Raw genomic sequence first — 14,764 nt, forward strand, 5'->3', positions numbered from 1 at the left:
TGGCAAACTCCGGCCACCGGTATCGTGCGGACCGTGAAGCTACTCGTGACCGGCGGTGCTGGATTCATCGGCGCCAATTTTGTCCAGCAGACCGTCGACGAGCGGCCCGATGTGGAGGTGACCGTCCTCGACGCGCTGACCTACGCGGGCAACGTCGAATCGCTGGCGCCGGTCCGGGACCGGATCGAGTTCGTCCAGGGCGACATCGCCGACGCCGACCTGGTCGACCGGCTGATCGCCGGGACGGATCTCGTCGTGCACTTCGCGGCGGAGTCGCACAACGACAACTCGCTGGGCGATCCGTCCCCGTTCGTGCGGACCAACGTGATCGGCACCTTCACGCTGCTGGAGGCCATTCGCAAGCACGGCGTGCGCTACCACCACATCTCCACCGACGAGGTGTACGGCGACCTGGAACTCGACGACCCGGCGCGGTTCACCGAGGCCACCCCGTACAACCCGTCGAGCCCGTACTCCTCGACGAAGGCGTCGAGCGACCTGCTGGTGCGCGCCTGGGCCCGCTCGTTCGGCATCTCCGCGACCATCTCGAACTGCTCGAACAACTACGGGCCGTACCAGCACGTGGAGAAGTTCATCCCGCGGCAGATCACGAACGTCCTCGACGGTGTCCGTCCGAAGCTCTACGGTCAGGGCCTCAATGTCCGTGACTGGATTCACGTCGAGGACCACAACCGCGCCGTGTGGACGATCATCGAGCGCGGCACGCCGGGGGAGACCTACCTGATCGGCGCGGACGGCGAGGTCGACAACCGCACCGTCGTGCGGACCATCCTGGAGTTGCTCGGCAAGGATCCGGACGATTTCGACGCGGTCACCGACCGGCCGGGCCACGACATGCGATACGCCATCGACGCAACCCGGCTGCGCACCGAGCTCGGCTGGCAGCCGCGATACCGGGACTTCCGCTCCGGCCTGGCCGCGACCGTCGACTGGTACCGCGACAACGAGCAGTGGTGGCGTCCGCAGAAGGACGCCACGGAACGGGCCTACGCCGCGGCGGGCGAGACGGTGCTGGGGTCCGCCGACCCGGCGAGCTGACCCGACTACCGGCCGAGTGAGTGCCGGGTCGCCTCCAGTGTGGCGGCGATGCCGGCGGGCAGGGTCCGGTACGGCCGGCGATCCAGTTCCGGCCAGACCGTCGAGCGCAACCGCAGGTCCCCGGACTGGACGTTCGCGAGCGGCGACGATGCGAGCACGACGGTGGGCTTGCGGCGGAAGACCGTCCGGCAGGCGCCGAGCAGGGCGCCGATGGTGGTGCTCTGGCCCGAGGCGAAGATCTTGGTGACCCGCTCGCCGGGCCGGGACTGCGCGAGGTCGAGGGCGTCGGCGACCATCGCGGCCGCGTCCGTCACGAACAGGTAGTCGCGCATCGTGTCCATCGGCACGTAGATCGAGATCGGTGCCGACATCAGGTAGCCGCGGCACAGGTGCGAGATGAGTCCCTGCGGCTTGGTCAGGTTCTGGCCGGGTCCGTACAGGTTGGCGAACCGCCCCACGACGACGGACGACCCCGTGTCGGCGCCGAAGCGGTGCATCAGCTGCTCGGCCGCCAGCTTCGCGCGGCCGTAGTCGCCGAGCGGTACCGGGTCGGTGTCCTCCGTGTAGGGCGCCCCGGACGAGCCGGCGTACACCCCGCCCGCCGAGGAGGCGTGCAGGACCACGCCGGGTCCCGCGGGGCCGCGGGCGATCCGGGCGATCTCGCCCAGTACGTCGGACACGACGGCGTTCTCCGCGGCGAACTCTTCGGCGGTGGTGCCGTTCACGCCGATCCCGGCGCACCAGACGAGCCGCCACGGTCCACCCTCGGCCGAGTCGATCACCCGGCGAGCGTCCGCGAAGAGCACCTTCCTGGCGAGGTCGCCGTCGTGCCAGGGAACCCGGCTGGTCTCGACCCGCAGGCCCCGTCGCCCGAGCTCGCGGGTGACGGCGCTGCCGAGCAGTCCGCCGCCGCCGACGACCCAGGTCGGGGTGTTCAAGTCAGGCTTCCGCCGGGTCGGTTCGGTGTTCGTGCGGCACCGGCTCGGCCCGTCCGAGCGGGCCCGCCGCCGGATCGCCGACGATCAGGTAGGGCGGCTTGCCCATCGCGGTCTTCACGTTGACCCCGACGTACTCGGCGATCACCCCGAGGGAGAACAGGATCGCACCCATGCCGAACAGCAGGATCACCATCGTCGAGGCCCAGCCCCGAACCTCGCTGTGGACATCGAAGAACAGGTACGACACCAGCACGTACAGCACCAGCGCCAGGCCGAGGGCGGCGAACAGCACCCCGATGAAGCTGACCATGCGCAGGCCCTTGGTCCCGCTGGAGAGCACCATGCGCCAGAAGTGGGAGAGCAGGCTGCGCAGGTGGTAGCCGGAGCGGCGGCCGTGCTCGGCGCGCAGCGCCACCGGGCTGGTCGTCACGTCGCCCGCGATCCAGCCGAGCGCGACGTCAAGGTAGGCCTCGGACCCGGCATATGCGGCCACCGAGCGGCCGACCTCGCCGAGGACCAGCCGGAAGCTCTGGAAGCTGCGGGTGTTGTCGCCGGACAGAGCGCGCGCGATGAGCCACTTCGAGCCCCTGGAGGCGGCGTTGCGCAGCATCCCGTGCGGCGCGGCGTTCGTCGGGCTCGCGTAGACGACGGTGGCCTGCTCGTCGAGTGCGGTGTCGAGCAGTCCGCCGATCGCGGCGGGGTCGTGCTGACCGTCCTCGTCCATGGTGACGATCCACTCGCCCCCGCTCGAGGCCATACCTGCCAGGGTCGCGGGGTGCTGTCCGAAGTTCCGACTCAGCCAGATCGGCCTGACGAAGGAGTGTTCGGATGCCAGCTGCCGGATGACCTCGGCCGAGTCGTCGGGGCCGTGGTCGAAGACGAGCAGGACCTCCTCGACCAGCATCGGTCGGCCTGCGGGGGTGAAGCGGGGCGTCGTCCACGGCAGGATCTCGTCGATCAGGGCGCGCAGCGTCTGAGCGCCCTGGTACACCGGCACCACGACGGAGATCCGGTGCGGAGCCACCGTGGGTCGGGCGTCATCGGAGGTCACGGGCTGGGAGTTTACTCGGGACGACGACGGTCGAACGCCCACGTCGTGTGTTCGCCGCCACCGTGTGATGTCTGCCGCGTTGTCGGCCTACGGGCAATCGTCGCCGTAGACCCATAGCCGGGCATTGCCCGCGACCAGGAGGGGCCGGTAGGTCCAGACCATCGCGGCGTCCTCGCCAGGGCGCTCCGCGACGCTCACCAGGTAGCAGGAGCGGTTGCCGGGGAAGATCCACGAACCGGGCGGCGACATGCCGACGGCCGAGTGATAGCCGTTCCATTCCAGCCCGGCGTCGACGTCGACGGCCGGGACGCCCGTCGCCACCAGGTGTTCGGCCGCGTTCCACCGGGCGGAGTCGTAGGCGAGACCGGCGGCGGTGATCATCAGCGAGACGACCGCCAGCCCGGCGAGCGCGGCCGCGGCGGGCAGTCGCTCGGCGACGCGGGCGAGGGTCGGGTGCCGCGGCGGCGTCGGCGGGAGTCCGGTCCGTTCGGACAGGACGATCGCCAGCAGCGTCGGCAGCAGCAGCAGCCAGTAGCGGTCGAACAGGTTCTGCCCGGTCAACGCGGTCGCGAGATTGCCGAGCACCATCAGCGCCCCGAACGTGCCGAGCACCGGGTCGACCCGGCGGAGTTGTCGCGTGAGCACGCCGGCGAGCAGCACCCCGGAACCGCACGCGAGCGCCACGATGAGCCACCACAGCACGCTGGGGAAGATCGCGGCGGGGCGGCCGTGGCCCGCTGCCCAGTACGGCCCGGCGGGGTCGAGGTAGTTGCCGACGAAGAAGTTCTTGGTGCCGTAGCGGTACACCGTCCACAGCGCGACCCCCGCGGCCGCGGCGGAGGCGAGGAGCGCGCCGCGGCCCCAGCGCCACGGGCGAGCCACCAGCAGCACCGCGGGCGCCGCACCCAGTGCCAGGACGAAATAGCCCTGGACCAGGATGCGTCCGCCGACCTTCGCCAGGCTCTCCGGCACGGCCAGCACCGGCGGGTCGCCTGCGCCGAAGGACTGGCGCCACAGTTCGAACCCGACGACCGCGGTGAGCAATATCGCGCCGGCACCCGCCACGGCGATCCAGTCACGCCTGCGCCGCGAGCGCCATGCGGTCACCGTGGCGACCGCCAACACCGCGGCCGGTGCGGCGAGCGCCTGCTCGCGGATCGTGAAACCCCAGAATCCGACGGCCATCGACACCGCCAGCAGCACCAGCGACCCGCTCCGCAGTGCCCTTCGGCCGACGGCGAGGCAGACCATGATCGCCGCCATCGCGGGCACGTCGAGCATGAAGCTGGTGGTCAGCAGGCCGAATCCCGGCCAGATCGCGACGATCAGCACGGCGAGGGCGGCGCGCGCCCGACCCACCGACGGCGCGACCAGGTCGTACACCGCCGCGAGCGCGACCACGCCGAGCACGGCCACGAAGAGGTGCTGGGCGACCAGCCAGCGGGCGAGCGGCCCCAGCACGATGAATAGCCCGAACAGCGCCGAACGGTTCCAGCCGAGCAGTTCGATGCCCCCGGTGCTCCCGAAGGTCTGCGCGATCCGGCTGTACGACCACGCGTCGTTGTGCGGGATGGACAGGCCGCCGGTCGCCGCGGACAGGGTCAGCGGGACGAGCACCCCGAGCAGCCCCGCCGCGGCGAGCAGCACCCAGGCGAGCCGGCTCCTGCGCGACGCCGCGCCTTCACCCGCGGGCAGCGAGTCGCTCCCGGTCGTCGCCATGACGTCGGGTGAGGGCGTTCGACTCATCGACAACCTTTCCGGTCCGCCCGCTCACGCCTCGCTGGTGTTCGCATCCACCGGGGCGTCGGCGCGGGAGGTGCGACGGCCGCGGTAGTACAGCCCTGTGAGTATGACGATCACCACGATCCCGAACCCGGCGGCTGCGAAACCCAGTCGCTGCCCCGGCGGACGGAACGTGATCTCGAGCTCGGCGTTGTCGGTGCCCGGCGGGACATCGACGTAGAGGAACGTGTCGCCGAGTCCCTTGGTCTGCAGCGGCTGACCGTCGAGCGTCGCCCGGTAGCCGGGCCACGCCAGCCGGGCGAAGATCACACTTCCTCCGTTGGGCGAGGTCACGCGCACGCGTTCGGAATTGACACTCGCCGATTCCGGGACCGCGTCGGCACCGACCGTCGCGGAGACCCGGCCCGGCTGGTCAGAGACGCGCCCATCGATCCGTTCGAGTACATAGATCTGGTCCGAGGCAGGTCGCGGGGCAGAGGTCTCCGGCGGCGTCACCCACTGCCAACCCTCGGGCGCTGGTTTCCGATCGAGGCCAGGGTGCTGCGCCTTCTGCACCACGACACGGTCGAGGAGCATCAGGTCGGCGAAGGTCTTTCCCGTGTACCGATCGATCGCGAACACGTTGCGGAAGGCGTCTTTGCAGGTCGACCCCTCGTACTTGATGCAGAGCAGATCCCCGAAGCCCTGGTGTCCGATCGGGGTGTAGGCGTTGACGTAATCGAGGTCCAGCACCTTCGCGTAGTTTCCGTACACCTGCGAATGCCACGGCAGGTTCGGGCTGTCGGGTGCATCCTCCGTCAGGCTCCTGGTACCCAGTTGCAGGGTGGTGCCCTCCCAGCGAGGGAACTCGGACTTGGCCTCGGATTGGCTCGACGGAAGGTGCCAGGTGCTCAGGACGGGCGAGTAGGTCGAGACCTGGTAGAAGAGGATCGGCAGGCTGGTCGCGATCAGCAGCGCCGCGACGGCACGATCGCCGAACCGCCGGGCCAGGTACAGGGCCAGGACACCGAAGACCGCGATCAGGGCGCCCCACATCACATGGCGCCCGAAGTACTGCGGTCCCGACGAGCTCGCGCGCAGCACCAGCACCAGGACCAGCAGGCCTGCCGCCACCAACCGTGGGCGCAGCGGGCGGGTGGTGCCGTAGCGGCTGAGCAGGGCCGCCAGCAGCACCAGGGAGATCACGGCCACGAACGGCAGCAGCCGTGCCGGCCACCGGATCTGGCCGATATCGCTGGGACCGGAGGTGAACAGCAGGATGAAACCGAGCAGCAGCAGCGGGGCGGAGAACTCCCGCAGCGCAGGCTGGGCCTTGCGCCACGCGATGAACGCGAGCGCCGGGATCGCGAACCAGGCGATGTAGGTGATCGGCGCGGTGGTCGTCTCCCCGGTCCACGACTCGATGCTCGACACCGACGACGGGATGCTCGCGGTGAACGTCTCCGACCACGGCGCGGTGAGGAAGTTGTCGTTGAGCGCGCCCTCCTCGCCGGTGCGCCAGGTCACCGACGAGGACAGCATCCCGGGCAGGAAGGTGATGGCGCCACACGCCGCTGCGGCCACGCCGGCCCCGCCGAGCAGCAGGGACGGTCGCCAGCGTCGCTGGTACAGGTATTCGCCGATCATCAGGCAGCCGATCAGCACGCCGGCCATCAGCGCGGAATGCGCGTAGCCGACGCTGATCGCCAGATAGAGGAACGCGAACAGGGGCAGCGGCCCGGACCGGCCGCGCGCGTACCGGACCCCGCTGGCCCAGGCCTGCACCACCCACGCCATGCCGATCAGCGAGGTGACCCAGGACGGGTCCTCGAAGTACAGGGTGAAACCGCCGAACGGGGCGGCCGCGCCCGCGACCGCGGCCCAGGCCGGGCGGGCGCCGTACTCCATCGCCACCCGGTAGACGCCCCAGCCGAGGACGATCGAGAACCCGAGCTTGACCGCCGTCGCCAGCAGGGCGAGGTTGTCCACCGACGGGGCGGCGTAGTTGATCGCCATCTGGACGGGATTCCACAGGCCGCCCTGGCCCTCGACCGGGTAGTTACCCGCCATCCACTGGTCGAGAACCAGCGTCGGGAACCACTGACCCTCGCGCATCAGGTGGCCGAGCTGGATCCAGTTGCCGACCGCGCCCGACTCGGTGTCGTCGACGTAGAAGTACCGGGGGTCCACGCTGAGGATGAGGAGGAACCCGAGGCAGATCACACCCGCGACCACGGCCCCCCATGCCCATCGGGTGCTCCGGGTGGATGCGGGCGGTTCGAATGTCACGAGAACTCCAGATAGCGCGGTCGGGTGCCCAGTGACATTAACCGAGGTCGGGCTCGGTGGTTTCGTCGGTCAACTGCACGTCGGGATACCCTGCGGGTGGACATTGGCGACACGATCGAGAGTTGGCGGTTGGATGAACAAGCCCGAATTCCTTGAGTCCGGGGCCCCGGCGGCCGAGGTCGCGGCGCGGTTGCTCGTGCAGCGCGGCGTCTTCGTCGGCATGTCGCCGATCGTCAACGACGACCTCTATGTCGCGTTCCGCAAGGGTTCCGGCGACCGGGAACGTCACACGCTCCGCCTGGACGCGGGTGCGCGCGCCCACACCAACACCTACTTCGGACGGTTCGCGGCCAGCTACTGGCAGCGCTGGACCACGGTCACCGAGGTGCGGGTCAGCCTGCGGGCGGCCGGCTCCGGCCGTTTCCGGGTCCGCCTGGTGGCCTCCGACATCGCGGGGCACCGCCGGATCGTGGGTGCCGTCGCGGGCTCGGGCGACGAGACCGTCGAACTCTCCTCGCCGCTGGACAAGTTCGTCGACGGCGGCGCCCTCTGGGTGGAGATCGACGCGCTGGACGCCCCGCTGACCGTGGACCGCCTCGAGTGGACCGCGGCCGCGCCCGAGACCGTCCGCCCCGTCGCGATCGCGATCTGCACGTTCAACCGCGCCGACGACTGCGCGAAGACAGTCGCGGCGCTGGCCTCCGACGATCGCGTGCTCGAGGTCATCGATTCCGTCTACGTGGTCGACCAGGGGACCGACCTGGTCCGGGACCGTGAGCTGTACGGCGAGGTCGCGCCCAGGTTCGGCGACAAGCTGCACTACCTGCGGCAGCCCAACCTCGGCGGCGCGGGCGGCTTCACCCGCGGTCTCTACGAGGTCTCCGCGGCCGACGGGCACGCCGACGTGATCCTGATGGACGACGACATCCTGTGCGAGCCGGAGACCGTCCTGCGACTGAACGCCTTCGCGAACGTGACCGTCGAGCCGACCCTCGTCGGTGCCCAGATGCTGTTCCTGCTCAACCCGGACTACCTGAACGTGGGCGCGGAGGATGTCGATCTCGGCACCCTGCAGCACGGGCAGAAGGTGCCGAAGGCGCTGCGCAACACCAGCATGCTGAAGAAGAACCAGGAGCGCCGGGTCGACGCTGGATACAACGCCTGGTGGACGTGCCTGATCCCGGCCGAGGTGGTCGCGAAGGTCGGCCTCCCCGTCCCGATCTTCTTCCAGTGGGATGACGTCGAGTACGGGGTCCGCGCCCGCGAGGCGGGGTTCGTCACGGTCACCCTGCCGAACGCGGCGGTCTGGCATGCGGACTTCTACTGGAAGGACTTCGACGACTGGGCGCGCTACTTCAGCACCCGCAACTCCCTGATCGTCGGCGCGCTGCACAGCGACCTGGACACCAAGCGGCTGGGGCGGCAGTTCTTCCGGCAGATCAGCGAGTACCTCGTCGGCATGCAGTACGGGCTGGCGGCGACCACGCTGCGCGGTATCGAGGATTTCCTCGAGGGCCCGAAGGTGTTGCAGGACGGCGGTATCGCGGCGATGGCCGCGATCCGCGCGGAGCGGGCCGAGTACCAGGAGACGGTCAAGCACGACGCGGCCACCGCCCCGGTGCGGTCCGCGGACCTCACCACCCGGCGCTCGGGCGGCGAGCCGAGCGCGATGCGTCTGATCCTGATCAAGCGGGCCATCGACCAGTGGTTCGGCCGCACCCAGCACGGCCTGGTCAGCGTTCCGCGCGAGGATGCGCACTGGTGGCACATCTCGCTGTTCGACCACGTGGTGGTCACCGACGCCTCGCAGTCCGGGGTGCGGATCCGTCAGCGCGACAAGGGCAAGGCGGTCGACCTGCTGCGGCGAACGGTCCGGGTGCTGCGGCGCCTGCGCGAGGACGGCGCCGCCGTTTCCCGCCAGTACCGTGACGCGGCCCCGCAGCTGACCAGTCGCGAGAACTGGGAACGCCTCTACGAGCAGTAGGCGGCGGCCGGAGGTCGTCCCCGTGCGGTCGGACCGCACGGGGACGCCTTGATCGGGGCCGGTGCGGCGGTCAGTTCCGCTCGAACCGTTCCTGCCTGCCCATCTTGCGCAGCCGCACCCAGTCGCGCAGACCGGCCGGGTCGCGACGGTTGATCAGGAAGAACCAGCCGAAGCGCAGCCACTCCTGCGGGAGCAGTCGTCGCATGCCCGGCTGCGAGAGCAGGTACCCGCGGTTGCGGTAGGTGTAGAACCGCTTCGTCTCGTTGTCCGGGTACTGGGTGTGCATCCGCCCGCCCAGGATCGGCTTGAACTCCTCGGCCCCGTTGGGATGCACGTACGCGGTCTGCAGGCAGGTGCCGAACGGCAGGCCGGAGCGGACCAGGCGGCGGTGCACCTCCACCTCGTCGCCGCGGACGAACAGGCGCAGATCCGGGACCCCGACCGCGTCGACCGCGGCGGCGGAGAACAGCGCCCCGTTGAACAGGGAGGCGATTCCCGGGAGCAGATCCTCGGTTCCGAGTTCGGAGCGCAGTCGTCGCCACTCGACGCCGCGGCGCAGCGGAAACGCCAGCCGGTCGGGGTCGTCGATGTCGCACACCACCGGGGACACCTCCGCGAGCCCGTGCCGGGTGGCGCAGTCGAGCAGGGTGGCGAGTACCTCGGGCCCCTCGGGGCGGCCGTCGTCGTCGGCCAGCCAGAGCCAGTCGGCGCCGAGGGACAGCGCGTACAGCATGCCGAGCGCGAACCCGCCCGCGCCGCCGAGGTTGTGCTTGGAGCCGAGGTAGGTGGTCGGCACGTCCGAGCCCTCGACGAGCGCGCGCACCTCGGCCTCGTCGGCGTTGTCGACCACCACGAGGTGGTCCAGCGGCCGGGACTGGGTGGAGAGCACCTTCAGCGACTCGGCGAGCAGCTCGCGGCGCTTGTGGGTGACCACCACGCCGATGATCCGTTCGGTCACAGGGCGGTCCCCGGCTGGTCCTGTTCGCGCTTCATCTCGGCGATGACGTGCCGCACGTGGTCGGCGGCGTCGTCGCCCTCGTAGGCGCGCACGACGTCCTCGATCTCGCCCCGCATGCGGATCTGGCCGTGGTCGACCCACATCGCGCTGTCGCAGAGCTGGGCGAGGAACTCGTTGGAGTGGCTCGCGAAGACCAGGATGCCGGAGCGCTCGACCAGCGCCTGCAGCCGGATCCGGGCCTTCTTCATGAATTCCGCATCGACCGCGCCGATGCCCTCGTCGAGGAGCAGGATCTCCGGGTCGATGCTGGTAACCACGCCCATCGCGACCCGAACCCGCATGCCCGTCGAGTACGTGCGCAGCGGCATCGACAGGTATTCGCCCAGTTCGGTGAACTCGGCGATCTCGTCCATCTTCGCCAGCATCTGCTTGCGGGTCTGGCCGAGGAAGAGGCCGCGGATGATGATGTTCTCGTAGCCGGAGATCTCGGGGTCCATGCCGACGCCGAGATCGAACACCGGCGCCACGCGCCCGCGGATCTTGGCGCTGCCACGGGACGGCTCGTAGATGCCGGACAGCAGCCGGAGCAGCGTCGACTTGCCCGCGCCGTTGTGGCCGACCAGCCCGATCCGGTCGCCCTCCTTGAGCGAGAGGGTGATGTCGCGCAGGGCCTCGACCACCACGACGTCGGAGTCGTTGCGGCCGATCGCGCCGCCGGCCTTGCCGAGGAAGGCCTTCTTCAGCGACCGCGACTTTGCGTCGAAGATCGGGAAGTCGACGCACGCGTTGTGCGTGTCGATACTGACGTGCTTCGTCATCTGTTGACCGCTCTTCCTAGACCCAGTAGGGCACGCGGGCCCGGTACTTGCGCAGTGCCACGAGCGCCAGCGCCCAGCCGGCCACGGTGATCCCCAGCACGATGTACCAGTGGTACAGCGCCTGCGGCTGCCCGATCATCGGCGCGCGGACGATCTCGAGGTAGTGGTAGAGCGGGTTGAGCTCGGCGATCCTCGCGCGTTCGGCGACCGCGCCGCCCTGCGCGACGAGGCTCTGGGTGGTCCACATGATCGGCGTCAGCACGAAGAGCAGCAGCGTCATCGACGACAGGATGGGGGCGATGTCGCGGTAGCGGGTGGCGAAGATGCCGAAGACGATCGACACCCACACCGCGTTGAGCACGAGCAATGCCACCGCGGGGATCGCCGCGAGCGATGCCCAGCTCAGGTCCCGCCATACCGCGAATGCGACGACCATGATCACGTAGATGACCAGGTTGTGCGCGAAGAACAGCAGCTGTCGCCACACCAGGCGGTAGATGTGCACGCTCAAGGCCGAGGGCAGCTGTTTGATCAGGCCCTCGTTGGCGATGAAAACCTCGGACCCCTCGATGATCGAGGCGTTGATCAGGTTCCAGACGATCAGGCCGACGGTCACGTAGGGCAGGAACTCGTTCAGCGGCATGTCCAGCAGCGCCGCGTAGAGGATGCCGATGGCGGTGGCCTGCACGCCGGTGGCGATGGTGATCCAGAACGGGCCGATCACCGAGCGGCGGTAGCGCTGCTTGATGTCCTGCCAACCGAGGCTCAGCCACAGTTCGCGCTGCGCGAATCCGTCCCTCAGGTCCTTGAACCCGCGACGGAGGGTCTGCGAGTCGGAGACCGGGGGGACATCGGTGGCCAATGCCTCGGATTCTGGGGCGGATGCTGACACGGTGACCGAGCCTACTGGTCGGCCGCGCGGGGCCGACCAGGCGCACGGCTACAGGTACTGGCCGGTACCCGAGCCCTGCTGCGGATTCTGGTGCCCGTGGCCTGCGCCCATGCCTGGTGGCAGCGCACCCTGGCGAATCTGCTCGAGCTGGGACCGGGCCGCCATCTGCTGGGCGAACAGCGCGGTCTGGATGCCGTGGAACAGGCCCTCGAGCCAGCCGACGAGCTGCGCCTGCGCGATCCGCAGTTCGGCGTCGGAGGGGACCGTGTCGTCGGTGAACGGCAGGGTCAGTCGTTCGAGTTCGTCGCGGAGTTCGGGGGCCAGGCCCTGCTCGAGCTCCCGGATCGAGGATTTGTGGATCTCTTTGAGCCGGTTCCGGCTGGCGTCGTCGAGCGGTGCCGCGCGGACTTCCTCGAGGAGTTGCTTGATCATGGTGCCGATTCGCATCACCTTGGCCGGCTGTTCGACCATTTCCGCGAGATTCTCGCCGTTCTCTCCCTCGGGGCGGCCCGCGCCCGCGAAGCCGGTGTCGCCCGGACCCGATCCGACGCCGGGGAGGCCTGCGGCGGCGACCATCATGGGTTGCCCGTCGGGTCCGATCACGACCACCTGCTCATTGTCCGGTTGCGTCATGGCTCCATCTTGTATCAGGAGAGCAGCCCGCGCATCGACCGACGGCGAACCATGCACGGGTTTCGGCGCGCGGCGCGGAACCCGGAAAAATTTGTGTTGTATGCAGTTACAGATACTGTGATGCCTCACAATCCGGCCATCCGCATCGCACCGATTCGAAATTAGGTCCTAGGCTGTCGGGCATGGCATACGACGTCGCCCGGGTGCGGGGACTTATCCCTTCGCTCGGAGACGGTTGGATCCATCTCGATCCCCAGGCCGGCATGCAGCATCCGGATTCGGTGTCCACCGCGGTGTCGACCGCGTTCCGTGGCTCCGCGGCCTCCCACACCGGCAGGCACGTCTCGTCGCGGCGCAGCGCCGCGACGCTGGAGGCGGCCCGCGAGGCGGTCGCCGATCTCGTGGGCGGCGACCCGGCTGGCGTGGTGCTCGGCCAGGACCGGGCCGTGCTGTTGGCCTGGCTGGCCGAGGCACTCAGCTCGAGGCTCGGCCTCGGCACCGGCGTCGTGCTCTCCCGGCTCGACGAGGAAGCCAACGTCGCGCCCTGGTTGCGGGTGGCGAATCGCTATGGTGCGCAGGTTCGTTGGGCCGAGGTCGAGATCGACACCTGCGACCTGCCGAGCTGGCAGTTCGCCGAGCTGATCGGGGCCACGACGCGACTGGTCGCGCTGACCGCGGCCTCCCCGATCGTCGGTTCGGCGCCGGACGTGCGGGTGGCCGCGGACCGGATCCACGAGGTCGGTGGCCTGCTGGTCGCCGACGCCATCGCGGCCGCGCCCTACGCGCACGTGGACATCCACGAGATGGGTGCCGACGTGCTCGCGGTGAACGCGCCGAGTTGGGGCGGTCCGCAGATCGGCGCCCTGATCTTCCGCGAGCCCGCGCTGCTCGACAAGATCCCCGCGATCTCGTTGAACCCGTACGCCACCGGACCGGAGCGGCTGGAGATGGGCGGGCACCAGTACGCCCTGCTCGCCGGGCTGACCGCCTCGATCGACTACCTCGCCGGACTGGACGAGACCGCCCGCGGCAGCCGCAGGGAGCGCCTGGAGACCTCGATCAGCTCGCTGCAGGACTACCACGACCGGATCTTCGACTACCTGATGGCGTCGCTGCGGCGGCTGCCCCAGGTGATGCTGATCGGCACCTCGCACAGCCGCGTGCCGACCATCAGCTTCACGGTCGCCGGGGTGCCCGCGGAGAAGGTGTCGCTGCATTTCGCCGAGCGCCGGATCGGGACCCTCGTCGGCGAGCGCGGCGGCAGCAGGCTGCTGGACTCGCTCGGGGTCAGTGACGAGGGCGGTGCCGTGACGATCGGCCTGGCGCCCTACACCACCCGGTACGAGATCGATCAGCTCGTGCGCGCCGTCGCCGCCCTCGGCTGATCGGCCTCACTCGAGCGTCAGCACCACCTTGCCGACGGTCTCGGGCGCATCCAACAGGGCATGGGCCCGCGCGGCCTCGGTGATCGGCAGCTCGGCGTGCACGACCGGCCGGACGGCGCCGTCCGCGACCATCGGCCAGAGTCGCTCGGTCACCGCGGCGACGATGGCGGCCTTGCTCGAGCGCCCGGTCTCCGGCCTGCCGCGCAGGCCCGTCGCGAACACCCGGCCCCGCTTGGCGAGCAGCTTGCCCAGGTCCAGCTCGCCGACCCGGCCGCCCTGCATGCCGATCACGCAGAGCTGCCCGTCCTTGGCCAGGGCATCGATGTTCCGGCCGAGGTAGGCGCCGCCCATGTTGTCGAGGATCAGGTCGGCGCCGCCGCGGGGGGTCGCGGACAGCGCGGCCACGAAGTCGTCCTCGCGATAGTTGACGGCGATCGACGCGCCCAGCCGACGGCACACCGCCAGCTTGTGCTCGGAGCCTGCCGTCGCGGCGACGGTGGCGCCGAGCGCGGCCGCCACCTGGATCGCGTGGGTGCCGATGCCGCCCCCGCCGCCGTGGATCAACACCACCTGGCCCGCCTGCAGGCCGGCGATCATCACCAGGTTCGACCACACCGTGCAGGCCACCTCGGGCAGCGCCGCCGCCGCGATCAGGTCCAGGCCCTCGGGCACCGGCAGGAGCTGGGTCGCCGGGACCGTCACCCGCTGGGCGTAGCCGCCGCCGGAGAGCAGCGCGCACACCGGGTCGCCGACCGCCCAGCCGCGCACGCCGTCGCCGAGCTCGGCGATGGTGCCCGAACATTCGAGCCCGAGGATCTCGCTGGCTCCCGGCGGCGGGGGATACAGGCCCTCCCGCTGCAACAGGTCGGCGCGGTTGATCGCGGTGGCCGCGACGTCGATGAGGACCTGCCCCTGCCCCGGCCGCGGATCGGGGACCTCGGCCCACTCGAGCACCTCGGGTCCGCCGGGGCCGGTCACGGTGATGGCGCGCATGATGTCGACGCTAGCCCGCGCCCGTCCCGCTGTCGCGGGAGC

12 protein-coding genes are annotated in these 14,764 nt (G+C 70.0%); 3 read left to right on the top strand and 9 right to left on the bottom strand.

The window, feature by feature from the left end; genetic code table 11:
* Window positions 1-33 precede the first annotated feature (33 nt).
* Window positions 34-1,059 (top strand): dTDP-glucose 4,6-dehydratase, encoded by a 1,026-nt coding sequence (gene rfbB / locus ABIC28_RS08940; protein ID WP_097213159.1) that lies wholly within the window; start codon window positions 34-36, stop codon window positions 1,057-1,059.
* A gap of 5 nt (window positions 1,060-1,064) precedes the next feature.
* Here rfbB and ABIC28_RS08945 read toward each other — a convergent pair whose 3' ends face one another.
* From ABIC28_RS08945 to ABIC28_RS08960, 4 genes are all read right to left on the bottom strand, one after another.
* Window positions 1,065-1,997 (bottom strand): NAD-dependent epimerase/dehydratase family protein, encoded by a 933-nt coding sequence (locus ABIC28_RS08945; RefSeq protein WP_097213120.1) that lies wholly within the window; start codon window positions 1,995-1,997, stop codon window positions 1,065-1,067.
* 1 nt (window position 1,998) lies between these two features.
* Window positions 1,999-3,006: a glycosyltransferase gene (locus ABIC28_RS08950; RefSeq protein WP_097213158.1), complete on the bottom strand. Its 1,008-nt coding sequence runs from the start codon at window positions 3,004-3,006 to the stop codon at window positions 1,999-2,001.
* A gap of 129 nt (window positions 3,007-3,135) precedes the next feature.
* Window positions 3,136-4,794 carry a glycosyltransferase family 39 protein gene (locus ABIC28_RS08955; RefSeq protein WP_354578499.1) on the bottom strand — a complete coding sequence of 553 codons (1,659 nt, stop codon included), beginning with the start codon at window positions 4,792-4,794 and terminating at the stop codon, window positions 3,136-3,138.
* Between the two features lie 24 nt (window positions 4,795-4,818).
* Window positions 4,819-7,059, bottom strand: coding sequence for a hypothetical protein (locus ABIC28_RS08960; RefSeq protein WP_097213118.1), 2,241 nt, complete (start codon window positions 7,057-7,059; stop codon window positions 4,819-4,821).
* Window positions 7,060-7,192: 133 nt separating this feature from the next.
* Here ABIC28_RS08960 and ABIC28_RS08965 point away from each other — a divergent pair, with 133 nt between their 5' ends.
* Window positions 7,193-9,043: a glycosyltransferase gene (locus ABIC28_RS08965; protein ID WP_097213117.1), complete on the top strand. Its 1,851-nt coding sequence runs from the start codon at window positions 7,193-7,195 to the stop codon at window positions 9,041-9,043.
* Window positions 9,044-9,113: 70 nt separating this feature from the next.
* On the opposite strand, the gene glfT1 is transcribed toward ABIC28_RS08965, so the two are convergent.
* Genes glfT1 through ABIC28_RS08985 form a run of 4 tightly spaced genes read right to left on the bottom strand, consistent with a single transcriptional unit; the run spans window position 9,114 to window position 12,344 of the window.
* The gene (glfT1, locus tag ABIC28_RS08970; RefSeq protein WP_209927876.1) at window positions 9,114-10,001 is read right to left on the bottom strand and encodes a galactofuranosyltransferase GlfT1; all 888 of its coding nucleotides are present in this window, start codon (window positions 9,999-10,001) and stop codon (window positions 9,114-9,116) included.
* Window positions 9,998-10,819 carry a galactan export ABC transporter ATP-binding subunit Wzt/RfbE gene (gene wzt, locus ABIC28_RS08975; protein ID WP_097213115.1) on the bottom strand — a complete coding sequence of 274 codons (822 nt, stop codon included), beginning with the start codon at window positions 10,817-10,819 and terminating at the stop codon, window positions 9,998-10,000. Before wzt ends, glfT1 begins: the two co-directional genes overlap by 4 nt.
* A gap of 16 nt (window positions 10,820-10,835) precedes the next feature.
* The gene (gene wzm, locus ABIC28_RS08980) at window positions 10,836-11,711 is read right to left on the bottom strand and encodes a galactan export ABC transporter permease subunit Wzm/RfbD (RefSeq protein ID WP_269589585.1); all 876 of its coding nucleotides are present in this window, start codon (window positions 11,709-11,711) and stop codon (window positions 10,836-10,838) included.
* 48 nt (window positions 11,712-11,759) lie between these two features.
* Window positions 11,760-12,344: a bacterial proteasome activator family protein gene (locus tag ABIC28_RS08985; RefSeq protein ID WP_097213113.1), complete on the bottom strand. Its 585-nt coding sequence runs from the start codon at window positions 12,342-12,344 to the stop codon at window positions 11,760-11,762.
* 182 nt (window positions 12,345-12,526) lie between these two features.
* On the opposite strand from ABIC28_RS08985, the gene ABIC28_RS08990 reads away from it, so the two are divergent.
* Window positions 12,527-13,729, top strand: coding sequence for a cysteine desulfurase-like protein (locus ABIC28_RS08990; RefSeq protein WP_097213112.1), 1,203 nt, complete (start codon window positions 12,527-12,529; stop codon window positions 13,727-13,729).
* Window positions 13,730-13,735: 6 nt separating this feature from the next.
* Here ABIC28_RS08990 and ABIC28_RS08995 read toward each other — a convergent pair whose 3' ends face one another.
* Window positions 13,736-14,722 (bottom strand): NAD(P)H-quinone oxidoreductase, encoded by a 987-nt coding sequence (locus ABIC28_RS08995; protein ID WP_097213111.1) that lies wholly within the window; start codon window positions 14,720-14,722, stop codon window positions 13,736-13,738.
* Window positions 14,723-14,764 lie beyond the last annotated feature (42 nt).

Source organism: Rhodococcus sp. PvR044, assembly GCF_040548995.1.
GTDB classification, from domain to species: Bacteria; Actinomycetota; Actinomycetes; order Mycobacteriales; family Mycobacteriaceae; genus Rhodococcus_G; species Rhodococcus_G oryzae.

Bases quoted from the DNA above. Each gene is read 5' to 3' on its own strand.
- ABIC28_RS08985 (WP_097213113.1), bottom strand. From the start codon at position 12,344: ATGACGCAACCGGACAATGAGCAGGTGGTCGTGATCGGACCCGACGGG.
- ABIC28_RS08990 (WP_097213112.1), top strand. From the start codon at position 12,527: ATGGCATACGACGTCGCCCGGGTGCGGGGACTTATCCCTTCGCTCGGA.
- ABIC28_RS08965 (WP_097213117.1), top strand. From the start codon at position 7,193: ATGAACAAGCCCGAATTCCTTGAGTCCGGGGCCCCGGCGGCCGAGGTC.
- ABIC28_RS08955 (WP_354578499.1), bottom strand. From the start codon at position 4,794: ATGAGTCGAACGCCCTCACCCGACGTCATGGCGACGACCGGGAGCGAC.
- ABIC28_RS08995 (WP_097213111.1), bottom strand. From the start codon at position 14,722: ATGCGCGCCATCACCGTGACCGGCCCCGGCGGACCCGAGGTGCTCGAG.
- wzt (WP_097213115.1), bottom strand. From the start codon at position 10,819: ATGACGAAGCACGTCAGTATCGACACGCACAACGCGTGCGTCGACTTC.